Annotated in this window: 19 protein-coding genes; 4 read left to right on the top strand and 15 right to left on the bottom strand. The window is 73.3% G+C overall.

The features are described from left to right. Positions 1–16: 16 nt before the first annotated feature. From ACIGXM_RS08280 to ACIGXM_RS08220, 13 genes are all read right to left on the bottom strand, one after another. Positions 17–790, bottom strand: coding sequence for an SDR family NAD(P)-dependent oxidoreductase (locus ACIGXM_RS08280; protein ID WP_396558144.1), 774 nt, complete (start codon positions 788–790; stop codon positions 17–19). Next, on the bottom strand, positions 787–2,703 hold the full coding sequence (locus ACIGXM_RS08275) for a CoA transferase (RefSeq protein WP_396558142.1): 1,917 nt from the start codon (positions 2,701–2,703) through the stop codon (positions 787–789). Before ACIGXM_RS08275 ends, ACIGXM_RS08280 begins: the two co-directional genes overlap by 4 nt. 10 nt (positions 2,704–2,713) lie before the next feature. After that, positions 2,714–3,445 carry an SDR family oxidoreductase gene (locus ACIGXM_RS08270; protein ID WP_396558140.1) on the bottom strand — a complete coding sequence of 244 codons (732 nt, stop codon included), beginning with the start codon at positions 3,443–3,445 and terminating at the stop codon, positions 2,714–2,716. Further along, entirely contained in the window at positions 3,420–4,559 is a 1,140-nt protein-coding gene (locus ACIGXM_RS08265; protein WP_396558138.1) for a hydrolase, read from the bottom strand. Before ACIGXM_RS08265 ends, ACIGXM_RS08270 begins: the two co-directional genes overlap by 26 nt. A 38-nt stretch (positions 4,560–4,597) precedes the next feature. Then, on the bottom strand, positions 4,598–5,428 hold the full coding sequence (locus tag ACIGXM_RS08260; protein ID WP_396558136.1) for a cyclase family protein: 831 nt from the start codon (positions 5,426–5,428) through the stop codon (positions 4,598–4,600). Positions 5,429–5,546: 118 nt separating this feature from the next. Continuing rightward, a complete protein-coding gene (locus ACIGXM_RS08255; protein ID WP_396558134.1) occupies positions 5,547–5,852 on the bottom strand; it encodes a putative quinol monooxygenase in 306 nt (101 codons plus the stop codon). Between the two features lie 68 nt (positions 5,853–5,920). Continuing rightward, positions 5,921–7,195, bottom strand: a complete 1,275-nt coding sequence (locus tag ACIGXM_RS08250; RefSeq protein ID WP_396558132.1) for an MFS transporter — start codon at positions 7,193–7,195, stop codon at positions 5,921–5,923. A gap of 358 nt (positions 7,196–7,553) precedes the next feature. Then, positions 7,554–8,015, bottom strand: a complete 462-nt coding sequence (locus tag ACIGXM_RS08245) for a MarR family winged helix-turn-helix transcriptional regulator (protein ID WP_396558130.1) — start codon at positions 8,013–8,015, stop codon at positions 7,554–7,556. A gap of 86 nt (positions 8,016–8,101) precedes the next feature. Continuing rightward, complete coding sequence (locus ACIGXM_RS08240; RefSeq protein ID WP_396558128.1) at positions 8,102–9,172, bottom strand: 3-oxoacyl-ACP synthase III family protein; 1,071 nt, start codon at positions 9,170–9,172, stop codon at positions 8,102–8,104. Continuing rightward, positions 9,165–9,920, bottom strand: coding sequence for an HAD family hydrolase (locus tag ACIGXM_RS08235; RefSeq protein ID WP_396558126.1), 756 nt, complete (start codon positions 9,918–9,920; stop codon positions 9,165–9,167). The genes ACIGXM_RS08240 and ACIGXM_RS08235 overlap by 8 nt, the downstream gene beginning before the upstream one ends. A gap of 4 nt (positions 9,921–9,924) precedes the next feature. Beyond that, positions 9,925–11,127: a ScbA/BarX family gamma-butyrolactone biosynthesis protein gene (locus ACIGXM_RS08230; RefSeq protein ID WP_396558124.1), complete on the bottom strand. Its 1,203-nt coding sequence runs from the start codon at positions 11,125–11,127 to the stop codon at positions 9,925–9,927. A 55-nt stretch (positions 11,128–11,182) separates the two neighbouring features. Beyond that, positions 11,183–12,250 carry an aldo/keto reductase gene (locus ACIGXM_RS08225; RefSeq protein WP_396558122.1) on the bottom strand — a complete coding sequence of 356 codons (1,068 nt, stop codon included), beginning with the start codon at positions 12,248–12,250 and terminating at the stop codon, positions 11,183–11,185. A gap of 44 nt (positions 12,251–12,294) precedes the next feature. After that, positions 12,295–13,245, bottom strand: a complete 951-nt coding sequence (locus tag ACIGXM_RS08220) for an aldo/keto reductase (RefSeq protein ID WP_396558120.1) — start codon at positions 13,243–13,245, stop codon at positions 12,295–12,297. 139 nt (positions 13,246–13,384) lie between these two features. Here ACIGXM_RS08220 and ACIGXM_RS08215 point away from each other — a divergent pair, with 139 nt between their 5' ends. Beyond that, a complete protein-coding gene (locus tag ACIGXM_RS08215; RefSeq protein ID WP_396558118.1) occupies positions 13,385–14,992 on the top strand; it encodes an FAD-dependent monooxygenase in 1,608 nt (535 codons plus the stop codon). A 105-nt stretch (positions 14,993–15,097) separates the two neighbouring features. On the opposite strand, the gene ACIGXM_RS08210 is transcribed toward ACIGXM_RS08215, so the two are convergent. After that, on the bottom strand, positions 15,098–16,294 hold the full coding sequence (locus tag ACIGXM_RS08210) for a hypothetical protein (RefSeq protein ID WP_396558116.1): 1,197 nt from the start codon (positions 16,292–16,294) through the stop codon (positions 15,098–15,100). A gap of 237 nt (positions 16,295–16,531) precedes the next feature. Between ACIGXM_RS08210 and ACIGXM_RS08205 the strand changes: the two genes are divergently transcribed. Further along, the gene (locus tag ACIGXM_RS08205) at positions 16,532–17,185 is read left to right on the top strand and encodes a ScbR family autoregulator-binding transcription factor (RefSeq protein ID WP_396558114.1); all 654 of its coding nucleotides are present in this window, start codon (positions 16,532–16,534) and stop codon (positions 17,183–17,185) included. Between the two features lie 43 nt (positions 17,186–17,228). On the opposite strand, the gene ACIGXM_RS08200 is transcribed toward ACIGXM_RS08205, so the two are convergent. Next, complete coding sequence (locus ACIGXM_RS08200; protein ID WP_396558112.1) at positions 17,229–17,777, bottom strand: hypothetical protein; 549 nt, start codon at positions 17,775–17,777, stop codon at positions 17,229–17,231. 266 nt (positions 17,778–18,043) lie between these two features. Here ACIGXM_RS08200 and ACIGXM_RS08195 point away from each other — a divergent pair, with 266 nt between their 5' ends. After that, on the top strand, positions 18,044–18,505 hold the full coding sequence (locus ACIGXM_RS08195) for a hypothetical protein (protein ID WP_396558108.1): 462 nt from the start codon (positions 18,044–18,046) through the stop codon (positions 18,503–18,505). A gap of 238 nt (positions 18,506–18,743) precedes the next feature. Continuing rightward, positions 18,744–20,330, top strand: coding sequence for an MFS transporter (locus tag ACIGXM_RS08190; protein WP_396558106.1), 1,587 nt, complete (start codon positions 18,744–18,746; stop codon positions 20,328–20,330). Positions 20,331–20,357 lie beyond the last annotated feature (27 nt).

Raw genomic sequence — 20,357 nt, 5'->3', positions numbered from 1 at the left:
GCCTCCACTGCCGTGCTCAACACACCGAGTAGCCGCCGTCGACCGGCATGGCCAGCCCGGTGACGTAGGACGAGCGGTCGCAGGCGAGCCAGAGCGCCGCCTCGGCGATCTCCTCGGGGCCGGCGGTACGGGCCTGCGGGGTCTGCTGGTGGACCGCCTCCTCCAGCCCGGGGTGCCGGCCGAACCAGTCGACGGTGATCTCGCTGCGCGTCGCGCCGGGGGCCACCGCGTTGACCCGGATGCCGTGCCGCGCGTACTCCAGCGCGGCCGCTCTGGTCAGCCCGATGACCGCGTGTTTGGAGGCCACGTACGGCGCCGCCGCGGGTATCGCCAGGAGGCCGCCGACGCTGCTGTTGTTGACGATGGCGCCGCCGCCGGCCGCCAGCATGGCGGTGATCTCGTGTTTGAGGCAGTTCCAGAGGCCGCGCACGTTGGTGTCCATGATCGTGTCGTAGACCTCGTCGCCCAGGAGGTGGAGCGGGACCTGGTCGCCGCCGATGCCGGCGTTGTTGAAGGCGGCGTCCAGGCGGCCGTGCCGCTCCAGTACCAGGGTCACCGCCCGCTGGGCGTCCCGTGGACGGGCGAGGTCGGCCACCACGTACGAGGCGTCGTGGCCCTTCTCGCGCAGCTCCGCCACCAGCACGGCCAGTCGGTCCTCCCGGCGGGCGGCGAGGACGACCGCCGCGCCCTCCCGGGTGAAGACCCGCGCGGCGGCCGCCCCGATGCCACTGCTGGCACCGGTGATCAGTACGGCCTTCCCGGACATCATGTTGGCATGATTGTTCGTCATATTCCGAAGTCTGGCAGGAAGTTGGACTCGAATCGCCATGGCGGCAGGACGCCCGCGTAGAGCCCCTGGTGGAGCTGTTTGGCCAGCCGGGGGTCGGCCGGGAGGTCGGCCAGGTTCTCGCGGACCACGGTGGACTCGACGCCGTACCGGGCCAGTCGGGCGGGCCAGGCCTCGGCCGGGTGCTCCCGCAGCCGGTCGGCGATCCGGGCCGGGAGGCCCACCGGCTCGGCGTCGATCCCGAGGGCGGCGCAGAGCGTTCGCACCGCGGCCGCGGTGGGCAGGGCGAGCGCCAGGCTGCCGGTCGCACAGGCGAACGGACCCTCCGGCGCGAGCGGGGGCACGGGCGCGTCGAGCGGTGCCTCCAGCTCGCCCAGCTGCAACTGGCTGGCGGCCGAGGAGAGCGAGGTGCGGACCTGCTGGGCCCGGCCGGTGCGTTCCCTGGCGAGCAGCCCGGCCAGCACGGCCTCCGCCGAGACCAGGCCGCCCAGCACGTCGATCAGCGTCATCAACGACGGGTGCGGGACCTCGCCGCCGCGGGCCAGTTGCCAGGAGAGCCCGGAGTGGGTCTGCACCATGAAGTCGGTGCCGAGGTAGGCGTCGGGGCCCTCGGACGGCGGCCAGCCGGCCGCGTGCGCGTACACCAGGCGGGGGTTGAGCGCGGTGAGGTCGGTGACGTCGAGCCCGAAGGTCGCCGCCTTGCCGGGGGCCCAGTTGTGCAGGAACACGTCGGCCCGGGAGGCGAGCCGACGGATGGTGGCGCGGCCCTCGACGGTCTTCAGGTCGGCCTCGACCACCTCCTTGCCGCCGTTGAGGGCGAGGAAGCGGGCCGAACAGTCCTCGGCGATCGGCGGGATGCCGCGCTGCGGGTCGCCGTCCGGCGGCTCGATCCTGATGACGTGGGCGCCGAGCAGCTGGAGGATCCGTCCGGCCAGCGGGCCCTGGATCCGGCGGGTCGCCTCGACCACCGTGATCCCCTGCAACGGCCTTTCGTAGCTGGGGAGTTGGCTGGCCTCCCGGGGCGCCGGTCCGCCGACCGGCAGCGACCGGAGCAGCCAGGGCGGTGGGACCCGGCCGCCGTCCGGGCCGAGGCCGAGGTCACGGCGCCGGTCGGCGAGCGAGCGGACCGGGCAGACGCTCACCCCGGAGCGGGCGCCGGCGTCCAGGATCTCCGCGAACTCGCGCTCGGCCAGGGCCTGGTGGAGCGCGAGCGGGACCGGCGACACCGCCGTGGCGTAGCGCGCGGCGAACGCCCGCCAGCCGCGGCCGACCAGCGTCCCGCCGAGTCCGAGGGCGGCCCAGAACTCCCGCCAGGGGAGCGCCTCCAGGGTCTCCAGCTCGAACCAGACCCCGTCCCGGCTGCGGAACGGCGGGGGCTGGGTGCCGGTGAGGTCGGGCAGTTCCTCCTCCTCGGGGGCGGTGGCCGCCGCCAGGTACTGCGAGACGGTCAGCAGTGCGGCGCCGGTCACCGAGACCCCCACGGTGGGAGCGCCGCGGCCGGTCAGGCCGCGCGAGCGGGCGATCAGGGTGGCCAGCACGCCGTGCACGGCCAGCACGCCGGCACAGGTCGAGGCGTAGTCGACGGGGATCCGCCCGACCCCGCCCCACTTGCGGCCGTGCACCGCCATCAGCCCGGTCATGGCCTGGACCAGGGTCTCCGAGCCGGGCGCGGCCAGGTCCTCGGGCAGCCAGCCGAGGTCGCAGCGGACCTGACCGATGGGGCCGTCCGGCCCGGTGACGGTCAGCGTGTCGACGGCCGGCCGCCCGAACGCGTCGGTGTCGGCCGGTGCCGATCCGGCGCCGAGCTCCGCGAGGTGGCGCAGCGCCAGCGCGCCGGCCGTGGTGCGGGACGTGCCGGCGACGGTCCAGCCGGCCAGCGGCGCGTCCAGCGAGATGTCCGGAGCGGTGATGGTCATGTCGAACCCCCTACCAGGCCACGGGGCCGTGGTCGTCGAAGAATCCGCCGGTCGGACCGTCCGCCGCCAGGGTGGCGAGGCGGACCACCACGCGGGCGCCCTCCTCGACGGTGCGGTTGCCCTGGTGGCAGCTGAGGTCGGTGGGAACCGCCCCGGGGGTGACCGAGTTGAACTTCAGCGGTGTGTCCGCGAACTCCCGGGCGTAGTGCAGGGTGAGCGAGTTGAGCGCCGCCTTCGACGAGTTGTAGGCGAGCAGCGCGCGGTGCGGGGCGGCCAGGTCGGCGGCCTTGTGCAGTGAGCCCAGCCGACTGGAGACGTTCACCACCCGGCCGGCGCCGGCCGCGCGCAACAGCGGCAGCACGGCGTGGGTGACGGCGATGACGCCGAAGACGTTGGTGCGGTAGATCCGTTCGGTGGTCTCGACGGTGGTCTCGCTCGGGTTCTGGTCGGCCTCGACGACACCGGCGTTGTTGATCAGGACGTCGAGTCGCCCGTACTCCCGGCGGATGTCGGCCGCCGCCCGGTCGACGACGGCCTGGTCGGTGACGTCGAGCCGCAGGAAGCGGGCGTCGAGGCCGTCCTCCCGCAGTTCCCGGGCGGCCCGCTCGCCCCGCTCGTCGTCCCGGGCGCCGATCAGCACGGTCATCCCGAGCCGGCCCAACTGCCGTGCGGTCTCCCGGCCGAGGCCCTTGTTGGCGCCGGTGATCAGGGCGTACCTAGTGGTTGCGGCGGTGCTGGTCATGGCGGTGCGTTCCTTCGCGAGTGGTGAGGCGGTGGTCGGCCCAGGCGAGGGCGGCTGGTTCGAAGTCGAGCAGGGCGTGGCCCGTCGCGCAGGTGACGTCCCGCCAGGGGCGTTGTATGCGGGGGTCGGACTGGGCGGAGGTGCCGGCGGCGCGGTAGAGCCGGGTCAGCGCGGTGTGCAACAGGTCGGCGGCGAGCGCGAGGTCGCGCACGCCGCGCAGGGACTCGGTGGGGGTGCGTTCGGGGTCGTCGGCCACACCGGCGGCGCGTCGGACGAGCAGCCGGGCCGCCTCCACCTCGCCGTCGCAGCGGGCCAGTGTGGCCTCGACGGACGCCCGGGCGGGCGTCCGGCCGTCCCGCCGGGCCTCGGCCAGGCGCTGCTCCCAGCAGGTCAGTGCCGAGGCGGCGGCGCCCAGCGCCGCCGCCACGAACGCCAGCATGCTGACCGAGCGGCCGACGGCGTCCTGGGCCCGGACGAACGACAGGTGCCCGGGGACGTACACGCCGTCGACCCGGACGGTGTTGCTCCCGGTGCCGCGCATGCCGAGGGAGTGCCAGGTGTCGCTGACCAGGCAGTCGTGGCGGGGGACGGCGAACAGCCGGACCGTCTCCGGCCGGTCGTCGGGACGGGCGCAGAGCAGCACCCAGTCGGCGTGGTCGACCCCGCTGAGGTACGACCAGCTGCCGGTCAACCGCCAGCCGTCGCCGGCCGGTTCGGCCCGGCCGGCGGGGGCGACCGCGCCGGCTATCCGGACGTCCGGGCCGGCGCCCCACAGCGCGCGCTGCCCGGTCTCGGGCAGCCCGGCCGCCAGTCGGCCGAAGTTGGCGTAGAGGGCGGCGCACCAGGCGGCGGAGGCGCAGCCCGTGCCGACCGCGCTGACCGCCTCCGCCCAGTCGGTGAAGGAGCCCTGCACGCCGCCCCAGCGCCGGGGTACGAAGTGCCGGGCGAAGCCGGCGTCCACCAGCGCCGTGGCGGTCTCGGCGGACAGCCGGCGCTCGGCGTCGGCGGTGCGGGCCAGCCGGGCGGCGAGCGCGGTGACCCCGGGGGTGGCGGCCAGCAGGTCACCGGGGCCGGTCGGTGCGGTCAGTGCGGTCAGGGTGGCCAGGTCGGCCATGAGTCCTCCCGGGGCTCGGTGGGCGCTCGGTGGATGGCTCAGTAGATGCCGAACACCCGGCAGGGGCCCGCGAAGCCCTTGCGGTGGCGGATCAGGCCGATCACGGCGGTGGCCCCGAAGTCGGGCACGGAGGACAGGTTGGCGATGTTCTCCACGCCGTAGCGCTGCTCGCCGAGCACGATCCGGTGTGCGCCCGGGTCCTCCACCTGGAGGTTCTTGGCCGCGTCCAGGCTGGGGGTGTCGGTGCCGGCGGCCACCACGGTCCGTTGGGTGACCAGGAACTCGGCCGCGTCGAAGCCCAGGCCGGGGAAGTGCGGCACGCCGGACTCGTCCCGGTTGATGTAGGCGCCCGGGGTGTTGATCCGGTCGCACCAGCCGGAGTCCATGACGACCAGCGCGCCGTCGGGGATCCGGCCGTAGCGGCGCTCGTAGGCCAGGATGTCGTCGGCGGTCAGCGTGGCGTCGGGGTCCTTGGCCACCCGGTCGGCTATCCGGACCACGCAGAGCGGGGCGATCAGCTTGTCGATCGGGATCTCGTCGGTGTAGATCGGGCCGTCCACCAGGTGCGCCGGGCCGTCCACGTGGGTGCCGGTGTGCTCGTCGATCTCCAGCTTGTTGGCGTTGAAGCCCTCGTCGGCGATGTGCGCGAAGTGGTCGATCCGGGGCTTCAGGACGATCGGCTCCAGCACCGGGAAGTCGTTGCCGAAGGCGTGGGTCAGATCGGCGACCCGGGAGCCGCGGATCAGCGGTCGTGGGGCCGGCGCGCGCCCGGTGGCGGCGGCCGCGTCGGCGTCCTCCACAACGGCCTGCGGTTCGGCCGAGCAGCCGCAGGCCGGGGCGCCGGCCTGTTCGCCGTACACGAGGTTCATTACCTGGGGCCCGCACATGCGAGTTCCTCCGTCTTCGTCGGGGTGCTGCGAGTGGGGCTCATGGCGCCGGGCGCGGTAACGGGGGATGGCGCCCGGCGCCATGAGCGGTCGGGGAGGGTCAGGCCGCGCCGGTGTCCACGATCCGGTTGCCGCGGATCAGCCAGGTCGGACCTTCGGCGATGTGGCCGATCCGCTCGAAGAAGCGGGCGAAGTGGGGGCCGGCCATGTGCTTGTCGAAGGACTCCGCGTCGTCGTACAGCTCGTCCAGGTAGAACCGGTTGGGGTCGTTCTCGTCCTGGACCAGCTCGAAGCGCTGGGTGAAGGGCTCGTCCACGGCGCACTCACGGGCGTCCTCATGAGTGGCGGCGATGAACTCGTCGTGGTGCTCAGGCATGACGTCGAAGGCGACGGCGACGTGGTACACGGGGTTCTCCTGGTGGGAGTCGGGCGGCAGGAGGGGCTGCCGCGGGGAACTGACCCGCCGGCGGCGGGTCAGTCGTCGATCAGCGCGGGCTGCGGAGCGGTGGTGGTCGCACCCTGGGCGCCGGTGACGCGGACGCGCGGCCGGACGAACCGCTTGCGGCTGGCCAGCAGGCCGAGGACCAGCTCCGGGAGGGTGAAGGCGGCCAGCAGGACGAGCGAGACCGTCCAGCCCTTGGTGGCGCCGTGCAGCACACCGAGCAGCAGCGGGCCGACGATGCCGCCGACCAGGTAGCCGATGGTCTGCACCATGCCGGACAGGCGGGCGGTGGTCTCCGGGTTGGGCGAGCGCACGGCGATCAGGGTCAGCGCCATGGCGTGGCCGGCGCCGAGGGTGATCCCGAGCAGGGCGACCCACAGGGCGGCCACGCCGGGCGCGCTGAGCAGGCCGAGCAGGGAGACCGCGCCGGTGACGGCGATCGCGGTGATGACCGGGCCGGTGCCGCGCCTTCCGGCCAGCACCGGGGCGAACAGGGCGCCCGGCACGCTGAGCACCATGGTGAGCGAGAGCAGCGCGCCGGAGGCCGAGCTGCTGTAGCCGCCGAGGTCGACGAGCACGGTCGGCAGCCAACCGAGGGCGGTGAAGTAGGCCAGCGCGCGCAGCGCCAGGTAACCGGTGACCTGCCAGGCCACCGCGTCACCGAGCAGCGAGCCCTTGGCCTGTGCCGGCTGCGCCGAGGTCGGCGCGGCGGGCTGGGGGCGCGGGGTGCGGCGGAGCAACGGCAGCCAGGCCAGCAGGCCGATGGCGGCCGGGATGGTCCACAGCGCCAGCGAGCCGCTCCAGCCGCCGACGGCGTTCTTCAGCGGCACGGCGATGCCCGCGGACAGCGCGGCGCCGGCACTGAGGAAGGCGGTGGCGATGCCGGTGTACAGCCGGACGCGGTCCGGGAAGGTGCTCCGGACGACCGCCGGCATCAGCACGTTGCCGAGCGCCAGGCCGGCGCCGGCCAACGCGGTGCCGACGAACATCGCCCACACCGAGGTGTCCATCCGGATCAGGATGCCGGCGATGAGCGCGACGAAGCCCAGCACCAGGGCGCCCGCCGTGCCGATGCGGCGGGAGATGGCGGGGGTGGCCGCCGCGAAGATGCCCAGGCAGAGCACGGGCAGGGTGGTGAGCAGGCTGACTGCCGAGTCGGACAGGTGCAGGCTCTGCTGGATGTTGTCGAGTACGGGCGAGACGCTGCCGATGGCCGGGCGCAGGTTCAGGGCCAGCAGGAACAAGCCCACCGCTGTCGCCGCCGTGCTCACCGGCTTCGGGCCCCCGCCTTGGCGGTTCTGGGACACGGTGATCCTCCAAATCCGGGCGGCGTGACCGCCGCTGGGTCGCTTACGCCTTATGACCATAAGACCTCTGATGAGTATCGGTCAACCGATAGTAGTCAGGCGTATTTAGGACCGGAGGGGTCGATGGCCCTGGCGCGGCCGGGCCGGCGGGGGAGTCGCGGGGAGTTCGCGCAGGTCGGACGCGGGACGCGGGAGTGGGGCGCCGGGGCGGGCACGCTGGGCCGGCCCGGGTGCGCCGGGGTGGCGGTGGCCCGCGGCGGTCGTGAGCCTGCGGGCATGCCGAACGGGCGCTCGTCGAACGAGCGCCCGGGGAGGGGGAGTCGGGGCGTCCGGCGGTCAGCCGGGCGTCAGTCCGTCGTCAACGCGTGCGCGAGGCCTTGGAGTCGGCTCCCGCACCCTCCAACGCGGCGGAACAGCGCGCCAGTTGCTCCAGTAGCTGGGTGAACTCGGCCGGCGTGAACTCCTCGGTGAGCCGGGCCTCGACGGCGGCCACGGCCTCGTCCGCCTTGGTCAGCAGGGAACGCCCGTTGCGGGTGAGCCGGGTCTCCAGGATGTGGCTGTGGATCGGGTGCGGCCGGCGCTCGACCAGCCCGCGGCCTTCGAGCGTGCCGAGCACCGAGGACATCGTCTGCGGCGTGACCATGCAGCGGCGCGCCAGGGCGGCTCCCGACAGCTTCGGCTCCTGGGCCACCACGGCCAGCACGTTGTACTGCGGCACGGCCAGGTTGAAGGGTTTGAGCACCGAGTGCTTGGCGGCCGTCAGCTCCTGCTCGACCCGCTTGAGGTGTTGGCCGAGCCGTTCGTCGCCGGAGAGCTTCATGGACCTCAGGATATACATCAGTTGCCTTACAGTGCGAAGGGGCCGGACGCCCGCGCTCCGGCGCGGACCGTCCGACCCCTCGCGGGTCAGCCGGTCGCGACCAGCCGGCCCGCGCCGGTACGGACGTGCTGCCGTGGCCGGCCGGCGTACCGGGTGGCGGCCCAGCGCAGCAGGGTGGCTCCCACGGCCATGCCGCCGCCGAAGGCGGCCAGCAGGACCACGTCTTCCTGCGCGAGCAACTGTCTGCGGTGCACCAGGTCCAGGGTGATCGGTACCGAGGCCGCGCCGGTGTTGCCGTACCGTTCCACCGCCAGGTGCAGATCGGCCGAGCCCAGGCCCAGGGCGGGCCAGACCTCGGTCAGCATCTGCCCGTTCGCCTGGTGCGGGACGAAGTGCCGGACCGCGTCGGCCGCGATCCCGGCCTTGCCGAGCAGCCCGTGCAGCGCGGCGGGCAGCTGGTCGTGCACGAAGGCGCGCACGCCTCGCCCGTCCATCCGGAAGAAGTGCCCGCCCTCGGCCAGGGTGCGGGCCGAGGCCGGCTGCCGGCTGCCGCCGGCCGGCACGCCGATCAGCTGGTGCAGGTCGCCCCGGGTCAGCAGGCTGGAGCCGAACAGGCCCTGTCCGGTGTCCACCGGCCCGAGCAGCACGGCGCCGGCCCCGTCGCCGAAGAGGATCGCCGTCTTCCGGTCCGAGTAGTCGAGGATCCGGGAGTAGATGTCCGCGCCGATCACCAGGCCGTAGCCGCCGCCGTCGCGGTCGGCCCGGAGCATCCGCTCCACCACCGTCAGCGCGTAGACGAAACCGCTGCAGACGGTGTTGACGTCGAAGGCGGCCGCGTTGACCGCCCCGATCAGGTGCTGGACGATGCCGGCGGTGGCCGGTTGGGGTTGGTCCGGGGTCGAGGTCGCGACCACCACGTAGTCCACCTGCTCGGGGCGCACCCCGGCCTGCTCCAACGCCGCTCCGGCGGCGGCCGCCGCCAGGTCGGAGGTGGCCTCGTGGTCGGCGGCCCGGCGGCGCTCCCGGATCCCGGTCTTGCGGACGATCCACTCGTCGGTGACCCCGGCGTGCCGGGCCACCTCCTCGTTGCCGACCACGTTCTCGGGCAGGTACGAGCCGGTGCCGAGTATGCCGATCGGACGGATCTCCTCATGCATGGATCTCTCCTGTCAGGCCGACCTTCGTGGGGGGCTCGGGCCAGGGTTCGGCACCGGGGCCGAGCGGGGGCTCCCAGTCGGCCGGCGGGCGGTTGCAGAGCAGCCGGGACCAGCCGAACCGGGCCGCGTGGGCGGTGAGTCGCGGATCGTCCCCGACCACCACGGCCCGGCCGACCGTGCGCAGCAGGTCGAGATCGCTGGAGTGGTCGCCGTACCCGGTGGAGGCGGCGAGGTCCAGACCGAGGACACCGGCGGCGGCCCGGGCCGCCGCGGCCTTGGCCGGGCCGATCATCGGCGTGACCACCTCGCCGGTCAGCCGCCCGTGCCGCACCACCGGCCGGGTGCCGATCGCGCCGTGCACGCTCAGGTGGGCGGCGATCGGCTCCAGGCAGGCGAAGAACGACCCGGAGAGCAGCAGGACCGTCTCCCCCGCGGCCCGGTGCCGGTCCAGCGCCTCCACCGTCTCGGGGACGAACAGCCCCTCGGCCAGCTCGGCGGCGAACCAGTCCGCGCCCGCCGCCGTCAGCCGGCCGGCCTCCTCACCCGCGTACAGGCGGTAGTAGCGGCGGTTGACCTCGTGCCGGGGCAGTCCGCCGGCCGCCGCCGCGCGCAGCTCGTCGGTGAGCCGCCGGTACGTCCCGGCCGGCTCGCCGCGCCGGCGCAGGTAGAACTCCAGGAAGCGGAACATGCTCTTGACCCTGATCAGGGTCTCGTCCACGTCGAAGAACGCGGCTGCGGTCCCTGCCATGCCGTCACCGTCCCGGGGCCGGCGGGGCGGCCTGGATCCGCTTCATGGTCACCGTGAAGACGCACAGCTGCTTCTCGCCCTGCTGCACGTCGATCCGGACCGGCAGCAGGTCCGCGCCGCCCGCCGGGGGGTGGCCGTCGTCGTGGAGTTCGGCCAGGTCCAGGACGCCGCCCTGGGTGTAGCAGAGCTGCTCCTCGGGCCCCGGCGCGGACCGGTCGCCGAGTTCGGCGGTGAGCGTGGTGTCCTCCTCCAGCTCGCCGAAGCTGCTGAAGATCACCTCCAGGGCGGTGGGGAACGCCTTGACGGCGGACACGCCACGGGCGTCGAGCACGGTGAGCAGGGCGAGTTGACGGGCCGCCTCGGCGAGCACCATGCCCGGGAGGTGGTCCTGGGCGTGGTCGAACATGCTCGGGTGGTCGGCCGGGATGCGCAGCCGGGCCCGGGCGGTGTCGCCGTCGGTGTGGGCGTCGACCAGGACGACGTTGTCCGGGTTGGCGCGGCCGACCAGGTGCGGCGCGACCGGCGTGCCCAGCAGCCGCGGCGGGTGGGCCGCCGAGGACGGCAGGGCGACCCCGTCCCGGTTGTTCAGCCGCAGGGACAGGTAGCTGGTCGGCGTCTTGAACCGCAGGCCGACGGTGGCCCGGCCGAGCACCGTGCCGTCCATCGAGAGCTCGATGGCCGAGTCGACACCGGTGACCCGGCCCTCCCGCTCCTTGCGGTCGACCACGGTCACCCGCATCGCCAGGGGGAACGGCGACTGGCCGACGGTGATCCACCGCGGCTGGGTCAGGCTGACGCTGAGGTGGGTGAGGATGAACTTGTGGTCCGCGGGCACCTCGAAGAAGAGGTGGGCCCCGGCCAGGGTGGCCTGCCGGCAGGCCTCCAGCAGCAGCACCGGGTCGTAGGTGTTCGGGCGCAGCAGGTGGTCGCCGTAGTACGCGTGCGAGCGCGGGAGTTGGGCGGCGGCGGCGTAGCTGTCCCGGTCGATCGGCTGGAGGTCGGTGAGGAAGACCTCGCCGAGCGACTCGCGGTGGACCAGGTAGCGGTCGACCGTGCGGGCGTAGCTGAGCCGCTCCTCGGCGGAGAGCCGCTCGTCGGGCTGTTCGGCGGGCTTGACGTCGAGCTCGGCGGTGGCGGTCTGTTTCTTGACCTGTTTCTTGGTGCTCCCGTCCTGCTTGGCGACGGGGTTGAGCGGTGTGATGGTCACGGGTGGGCTCCTTCATCGTCGGGTGCTTGGCCGTGCTGGGGGCGGGAGAGCCGCCTCAGGCCGGGTAGACGTCCCCCGGCAGCTTGCGGTCGGCGGCGACGGTGCCGATGTGCCAGTACGGGTACGGCGCGGGCGTGGTGCTGACCTTGTCCAGCCGGGCGACCTCGTCCTCGGTGAGGGTCCAGCTCATGGCCTGGAGGTTGTCCTCCAGCTGGTGCGGCTTGGTCGCGCCGATCACGGCCGAGGTGATGCCCGGCTTGGCCAGCACCCAGTTGATGGCGACCTGGGCCACCGTCGCCCCGTGCGCCTCGGCGATCAGGGCCATCTCGTCGACGATGTCGTACGCCTGGTCCGGGTCGGTGAGCGGCGCGGACTCGGCCGGGGTCCGCTCGGCGAGCCGGCTGCCCTCGGGGCGGCCCTCGCCGCGGCGGTACTTGCCGGTGAGGAAGCCGCCGGCCAGCGGGCTCCAGGCGGTGATCCCGACGTTCTGGTCGACGGCCAGCGGGATGATCTCGTGCTCCAGGTCGCGGGCTCCCAGGTTGTAGTAGCCCTGGTAGCAGACGAAGCGGCTGAGGTTGCGGCGGTCCGAGACGGAGAGCGCCTTCATCAGCTGCCAGCCGGCGAAGTTGGAGACCCCGAGGTAGCGGATCTTGCCGGCCCGGATCAGGTCGTCGAGTGCGCGCAGGGTCTCGTCCAGCGAGGTCCGCGGGTCGAAGCCGTGGATGTGGTAGAGGTCGATGTAGTCGGTGTTCAGCCGGCGCAGGCTGGCCTCGACGGCGGCGTAGAGGTGGTGCCGGGTCGCGCCGATGTCGTTGGGCTCGTCGGTGATTCGCCAGCGGCCCTTGGTGCCGATGATGACGCGGTCGCGGACCTTGGCCAGGGTGCGGCCGAAGAACTCCTCGCCCATGCCGTTCTTGTAGACGTCGGCGGTGTCGAAGAAGTTGATGCCGGCGTCCAGCGCCTGGTCCATCATCCGCAGCACGTGGTCGTCCTGGACCGTGCCGAACTCGGACCAGTTGCGGTCGGGGGCGCCGAGGAAGGACGCCCCGCCGCCGAACGTCATGGCACCGAAGCAGAGTTCGGAGACGGACAGGCCGGTGTCGCCGAGGTAGCGGTAACGCATCGGGATCGCTCCTTGTGGTGGGTCGGGTGGTGGTGCGTCGGGTCTCAGTAGCGGGTGCCGACGACGTCGGCGGCGAGCCGGCCGAGTTCGGCGCGGTCCGCGGGGGTGAGGTCGATGCCGGTGGCCCGGACGTTGTCCTCCAGGTACGGGATCCGCTTGGTGCCGGGGATCGGGACGACGTGCTCCCCGACGCCCAGCACCCAGGCGAGGGCGATCTGCGCCGCGCTGGCCTGGTAGCGCTCGGCCACCTCGGCGACGGCGCGGACCAGCTTCTGGTTGGCCGCGACGGCGTCGGCCTGGAAGCGCGGGTTGCCGGTCCGCCAGTCGCCCGCTTCCAGCTGGTCGGAGGTGGTGATGGCGCCGGTCAGGAAGCCCCGGCCGAGCGGGGCGTAGGCGATGAACGCGGCGTCGTTGGTGGCGCACCAGGGGACGACGCCCGCCAACTGGTCCTGGCTCCAGAGCGACAGCTCGCTCTGCACGGTCGCCACCGGATGGATCCGGTGCGCGGCCGTCAGCTGCGGCACGGTGGCCTCGGAGATGCCGAGGTGCCGGATCTTGCCGGCGGTGACCAGTTCCGCCAGGGCGCCCCAGGACTCCGCCAACGGCACGTCGGGGTCGACCCGGTGCAGTTGGTAGAGGTCGATGGTCTCGACGCCCAGCCGGCGCAGCGAGGCGTCGCAGGCGGCACGCAGGTGTTCGGGACGCCCGTCGGGCACGATCCGGCCGTCCCTGATCACCAGGCCGCACTTGCTGGCCAGGGTGAGCTCGGTGCGCAGGTCGCGCAGTGCCCGACCGACCAACTCCTCGTTGGTGTAGGGCCCGTAGACGTCCGCGGTGTCGATCAGGGTGACCCCGAGGTCAACCGCGCGGTGCAGTACGGCGGTTGATTCCTGGTCGTCCCGCTGGCTCGGACCATAGGCGAAGCTCATCCCCATACAGCCAAGTCCGATCGCCCCGACCTCACGTCCGGTGGAGCCAAGTCGTCGTCTCTGCATGCCAGTTGCCTCTCATCAGTGGGGGCTGGTCAGGTGCTCGTGAATCGAATATACATAAGAGGCCTTACAGGCAACAGATGCTGCTAGGTGTTCGACCTCTTATGCAACAAAGACACCTGATGACCGGGGAGGCAGTGAGATGACTGGTGCGGTATCGGAGCCGTTCGACGTGCTGATCGTGGGCGGCGGACCGAGCGGCATGCTGGCAGCCTGCGAGCTGCTGCGGCGCGGGGTGCGGGTGCGGCTCGTCGACCGGGCCCGGGAACCCTCGCCGTTCCCCAAGGCGCTGCTGGTCTGGCCGCGCAGCCTCGACCTCTTCGAGGACCTGGGCGTCCTCGGCGAGCTGCGCGCCGCCGGCCTGCGGATCAACGCCTTCAGCTACTTCTCCGACCGTCGGCCGCTGGCCACCTTCCCGTTCGAGGCGGCGCTGGCGCCGGTCTGCCTACCGCAGAACGAGACCGAACGGATCCTGCGCCGGCGCCTGTCGGAGCTGGGCGGCGTGGTGGAGCGCGGTGTGCGGCTGCTCGCCTTCGACGCCCTGGACTACTCGGGCAGCCTCACCGCGACCGACGGCGTCACCGCGGTGCTGGAGCACCCGGACGGCCGGATCGAACGGGTGCGCGCGCCCTACGTGCTGGGCGCCGACGGCGCCGGCAGCGCGGTCCGGGCGCAGCTCGGAACCGGCTTCTCCGGCAGCACCTACGAGACCGCGTTCGCGCTGGTCGACGCCCGGATCGAGGGCACCCTGCCGCCGGACCAGGCGCTGTACTACCAGTCGCCCGCGGGCGCGCTGGTGATCGTCGCGCTGCCGGACGGCGTCTACCGCTTCTTCTCCAGCCTGCCGCCGGGCCAGCAGGTCAGCGTTCCGCTGATGCAGGCCATCGTGGACGAGCGCGGTCCGAGCGGGGTCCGCATCACCGAGCCGATCTGGGAGAGCGTGTTCCGGGTGCACCGGCGGCACGCCAACGACTTCCAGCTGGGCCGGGTCTTCATCGCCGGTGACGCCGCCCACGTGCACAGTCCGGCGGGCGGGCAGGGCCTCAACACCGGCTTCCAGGACGCCCACAACCTCGCCTGGAAGCTCGCCGCGGTGATCAACGGCGAGGCGTCCCCGGAGCTGCTGCTCAGCTACGGGCCGGAGCGGGCGGCGGTGGCCCGGCGGGTGGTGCGGGACACCGACATCCAGACCCGGGCCTGGATGGTCAAGGGCCGGCTCGAAGTCGCGGCCCGGGACGCGGCGTTCCGGCTGCTGGACCAGACCGGGGTGCTCTCGCGGCACTACACGCCGGTGATGGCCGGGCGACGGCTCGCCTATCCGCCGGTCCGGCCGACCCAGCAGCCCGCCGGACGGTCCGGCTGCCGGCTGCTCGCCCACCTGCCGGGCCGGTTGCAGGTGGGTGCGGTCTTCCCGCGCGAGCTCGCGGTGAAGCACGGCATCGCCGGTCCGGGGGCCGATCCGGCCCGCTGGACGCTGGCCGTGACCGCGCCGGCGGCCCGGCCCGCGAACTGGCTCGCCGAGCTGGCCGGGACCGTCGCGGACCGGCCGCTGGTCCGGCTGGTCGAGCTGCCGGCCGCTCCGACCGCCCGGCTCACCGGTTGCCGTCAGGCCGGGTTCCACCTGATCCGTCCGGACGGGCACATCGCCGCCCACGGTCACCAGGAGGACCTGGACCGGCTGCGGGCGGAGCTCCGGGTCGCCTTCGGGGCCCGGACGGGTGCGGTGGAGCGGCGGGCGGCCGCCGCCTGACCCGACCGCGGGGGTGCGCTCGGCACACCCCCGCGGTCCTGACGGACGGACGCCGCCGGCGCGCCTTCAGGCGCGCCGGCGGCGTCGTGGGTGTGCCGCACGGGATCAGCCCGTGACGACGACCTCGAAGGCCTCGGTGCCCTCGGCGGCCAGGCCGCCCAGCACCAGGTGCCGACTCAGCACGTGGTGGCGGACCCACTCGCGGGTGTAGTCGTCGGCCGGCACGCCCGGTCGCAGCGAGACCCGCAGCCGGATCCGCTCCGGCTCGACCCCGGCCCCCGTCAGCACCACCTCGGCGGCCGCCACCTCCTCGAGCTCCTCGGCCAGTTCGGCCAGTTCGTCCGGGCACACGGGCTGCCCGTGCATCGTGACGCCCACCCTGGCGGCGTCCCGGAAGACCCGTACCGCGAGTTCCGGGCGGCCGCAGGAGCAGCGCACGGTGGTGCCGAAGTCCCCGGTGCGGTAGCGCAGCAGGGGCAGCGCCAGCTCTTCGTCCAGCACGGTCACCAGGATCATTCCGTCGGCCGTCACCTCCAACTGCCGCCCCGGCAGCGGGTGGAAGGTCTGCGGCGGGCACTCCGGTCCGGCGTGGCCGATCACGCCCGCCTCGGCCGAGGCGTAGCAGGTCCACAGCTCCACCTCCGGCAGCCGCTCGGCGATCAGCTGGGCGAGGTCCTGCCCGCCGCCGTGCCACAGCACCTTGCGCAGCCAGTCGAGTGGGCGGCCGGAGGCGGCGCAGCCGTACAGGATCCGGTCGAGGGCCTCCGGCGGGGCGGCCAGGGCGGTGACCCGCTGGTCCCGGAAGAAGTCGAGCCACTGCATGAGCTCGTCGTCACCGAGCCGTCCGAACGGCAGCACGGTGGCGCCCGACCGAGCCGCCAGCGCGTTGTAGAAGTAGTGCGCCCACTGCAGCCGGCCGGCAGGGTAGAGGTTCGCCAGCACCTCGCCGCGCCGCAGCGGCCGCCAGCTGCCGAGCGCCTCGGCGGCGGTGTCGTCGCCGTGCGCCGCGACCAGCCACGGCGCGGCCACCGAGCCGCCCGCCGCGTACAGGTTGGCGCCCTGGGTCCCCGGCCGGACCCGGCCCGACTCGGCGACCGCCCGGACGAGTTCGGCCCGGGTCAGCACCGGCAGTCGGCCCAGGGTGGGAGTCGCGGTGCTGCGCAGCTGCTCGGCGTACTTGTGGCGCAGTGACGGGAAGCGGGACGCCCGGGCCAGGGCCCGGCGCAACGGGTCCGTCGCGATGCGATCGGCCGCCGCCGGAGGCTCCTCCGCGTCCATCAACTGCTCTCGGTGCTCAGGCACGACGGCACTCATGAACTCCCCCTTAGAGTCCGCATCATGTCAGGAAGATAGCAAACCAGATGGACGGTTTGTCAATCGAGTGCTGAGGTGAACGTCCTCGGAGTTTCCGGCAGTTCTTGGTTCATGGCGGCGACAGCGCCGGTTTGCTTGGCCGTCTTGGCCCATTTGACATACCGCCAGGTTTGTTTCTAGCCTGATCCTGACGCTGACTGCCCACACACTCGACAGAGGTGATCCATGCCGAAGCAGTTGAAGCAGGAGCGGGCTGAGCAGACGCGCAGGTCCCTGATGCTGGCCGCGGCCACCATGTTCGACCAGGTCGGCTACGAACGGGCATCGCTGGCCGCCATCTGCGAATCGGCCGGGGTCACCAAGGGGGCGCTCTCCTTCCACTTTGCCAGCAAGGGCGAACTCGCCAGCGCCGTACAGAAGTTGGCCTGTGTCGAGAGTCGGGCGCGGCTGTCGGTGCTGCACCGCCCCGAGGTGCCCGCGCTGCAGACACTGATCGACATGACCGAGCTGCTGGCCGAACTGCTGCACACCGACCCGGTGATCCGCGCGGGCGCTCGCCTGGCACGCGAGTACGAGACGCCGCAGGATCCGGCCGTCGACTGCTACCTCTGCTGGCTGGAACTGCTCTGGAACGCCTACCTGCGCGCCGAGGCCGACCGCAGTGTGCTCCCCGGCACCTGCGCCCGGACCGTGACCGCGCTGGCCTGGACGGTGACCACCGGCGTGGACGCCCTGGTCCGCAGTCAGCGGGTGTTGGCCGCCACCGGGCAGGCCGGCACGATCGCGGAGGGTCCGCGGGAGTGGCTCTCGCGGATCTGGAGCATGCTGTTGCCGCAGGTGGTCTCCCCGGAGCAGCGCGCCCGGGTCCGGCTGCCCTGAGTCGCCGCGGTCCCGGCCGCCGAGGTCCCGGCGGGTCGTGCCCTCAGAGGGCGAGGGCGCGGGCGCGGGTGGCGGCCTGGTCGAGCAGCCGGTGGACGTCGGACTGGCGGGTGGTGGGGCGGTCGTTGTACTCGTCCGGGGAGGCGGCGGGCCGGCCGGTGGCGTGCAGGACCTCCATGACCTGGGTGCGCGCGATGCGCACGGTGTGCTCGGTGCCGTAGCCGTGGGCCAGTACGGCGGCCTGGGCGCCGAGCAGGCAGACCCGGCCGGACCGGTCCTGGAGGGCGCCCTGCAGCCAGCCGTGCTGGGTGAGGTAGCGGGAGGTCAGCCGCAGGTGTTCGGCGGCGCTGACCTGGACGGGGCGGGCGGGCCGCCGGAGCAGCCGGTCTAGCAGGCCGCGGTGCGGGTCGGGGTGGCCCGCGTGCCAGGGCTGCAGGGTGCTGCCGAGCGGGCAGACCCGGACGGCGGAGCGCGGCGGGGGCGCGGCCGATCGGGGGAGCGAGGAGAGGTAGGCCTCGATCTCGGCGACGAGCAGTGGGCCGTCGAGCGGGAACGCGGGGGTGGGCGCGGGGGCGGGGGTGAGAGTGGCCATGGGAGAAGGGCTTCCTTTATGTCCGGGTTCGTGCTGGTTCTGTGATAACCCGGGCGCGGTTCGAACGGCGCGACGGCGGCGGCCGTGTCGGTCGGGGAACGGCGGTGGGAGAGGGACACCCGCCGGATGGCTGGTGACGCGCCGGGGCGGCTCGGTCTGCGGGGGTACGCCGGCTTCGTGCCGCGGGGCGACGCGCGAGCGGTGCCCGGCGCGGAGGATGGAGGTCAGGCTCGCGCACCGGCGGGCGGCTGTGCGAAGGGAAGCCCATGTCGATCAAGGCCTCGACCGTCGGGGTGGCCACCGTGACCGCCCTCGGGGTGGCGGCGCTGTGCTTCGCGCTGCTGCCCAAGGTGGGCGACTGGACGGCCAACCGGCATGCTCAGGAGGCCAGTTACGCCACCGGTGCCGAGGCGAAGGGGGCCCGCACCGCGGTGCCGCGCTGGCTGCCGGACAACGCGACGGAGGTCCACTACCGGATGTCCACCACCGGCGGCGACCGGTTGCTGCGGGCCAAGCTTCCCGACGGCCGGCTGCCCGCGGAGTGCACGGCGGGGGCGCGGGGCGGGGAGGTCAGGCTGACCGCCGCCTGGTTCCCGGCGGGGGCGGGCGCCCGGGCGACGGTGAGCTGTGGGCTCTACCACGGGCTGCTGGCGGGCACCGACTTCTACGCCTGGCAGGACGACGCGGACTGGGTCGCGGCGAACCGGGCTTCCGCCAAGGCGAGTTGAGGCCGGCCGCCGAGTAGTGGGCGGGCCGCGGCAGGAGCGGCAAGCGCCCGGGCCGGGGCCAGCGGTTCTCCATGGGGCCGTCGATCAGTGATCGACGGCCCTTCGGCGTGCCCGGGCGCGGGCCGTCCATGGTTCGTGCATCGTCCGTTCCTTGACAGTCGAAAACCATAATCGATAGCTTCTTAAATCATCGAGATCCCAACGATTAGTTCTCTCATCGACTCTTGAGGGGTTCGTCATGTCCACCGCCGCGGCCGTCGCCGCCCCCGAGTCCACCCCCGCCGCCGTGCCGGCCGGCCGCTGGTGGACGCTCGGCATCGTCTCGATCGCCACCTTCATGCTGATGCTCGACCTGACGGTGGTGAACGTCGCGCTGCCCGACCTGCGCACCTCGCTGCACGCCGACTTCTCGGACCTGCAGTGGGTGCTCGACGCCTACGCGCTGACCCTGGCCGCGTTCCTGCTCACCGGTGGCTCGCTCGCCGACCGGCTCGGTCGCAAGCGGGTCTACATCGCGGGCTTCGTCGTCTTCACCGCCGCCTCGCTGGCCTGCGGCGCGGCCCAGGGCATCGGCGCGCTCAACCTCGCCCGCGGGGTGCAGGGGATCGGCGCGGCCATCCTGTTCGCGGTCGGTCCGGCGTTGATCGGCCAGGAGTTCCGGGGCAAGGACCGCGGCCTGGCGTTCGGCGTCTTCGGCGGGGTCTCCGGCCTGGCGATCGCGTTCGGGCCGCTGATCGGCGGCGCGCTCACCGACGGGATCGGCTGGCGATGGATCTTCCTGGTGAACGTGCCGATCGGGATCCTCGCGATGGTGCTCGGCACGCTGCGGATCGCCGAGTCCCGTGACCCGGCGGCGCACCGGGTGGACTGGGCCGGCCTGCTGGTCTTCTCCGCCGCGCTGACCCTGCTGGTGCTGGGCTTCCTGCGGGGCGAGGCGGACGGCTGGACCAGTGCCCCGATCATCGCGATGTTCGCCGCTTCCGTGCTGCTGCTGGCCGCCTTCGTGCTGGTCGAGCGCCGGCTGGGCGAGCGCGCGATGCTCGACCTCGGGCTGTTCCGCAACGTCACCTTCAACGGGATCTCGGTGACCACCCTGCTGGGCAACGCGGCCGGGATGTCGGCGATCTTCCTGCAGGTCTCCTACATGCAGAACGTGCTCGGCTACTCGCCGCTCGCCACCGGGCTGCGCTTCCTGCCGCTGACCCTGACCCTGTTCGTCGCGGCGGCGGTCACCGGCGGTCTGACGGTCAGGGTGCCGCAGCGGCTGCTGGTCGGCACCGCGGTCGCGCTGATGGCGGCCGGGCTCTTCCTGGTCACCCTGGTGCACCCGGACAGCTCGTGGACCGCGCTGCTGCCCAGCATGGCGCTGATGGGGCTCGGGATGGGGATGTTCAACCCGCCGCGCTCCTCGCTGGCGATCGGGGTGGCCGAGCCGGCGAAGGCGGGCATGGCGGCCGGCATCGGCGAAACGTTTCAGCAGGTCGGCATCGCGATCGGGATCGCCGGCTTCGGCGCGCTGTTCCAGCACCGGGTGACGGACTCCTTCGTGCACTCCGCCGCCGGCGCGCAGCTGGGGGCGCAGGCGAGGCAGGCCGGGACGGCGGTCGCGGCGGGCGCGGGGGAGCAGCTCGCCCGGACCCTGCCCGCCGCACTGGCCGGCCCGGTCCGGGTGGCGGCCCGGGCGGCATTCGTGCACGGACTGACCGACGTGCTGGTCGGCTGCGGTGCGGTGGCGGCGGTCGGCGCGCTGGTCGGCTTCCTCTTCATCCGTACCCGGGACCTGCACGAGAGCGCGCTGGCCGGCGCCGAGCACGGCGGCCACTGAGCGCACGACGGCCCGGTGGGCGCCGGG

Origin of the sequence: Kitasatospora sp. NPDC052896 (assembly GCF_044547075.1) — a bacterium.
GTDB lineage: Bacteria > Actinomycetota > Actinomycetes > Streptomycetales > Streptomycetaceae > Kitasatospora.
This window is presented reverse-complemented; position numbering and strand designations above follow the sequence as displayed.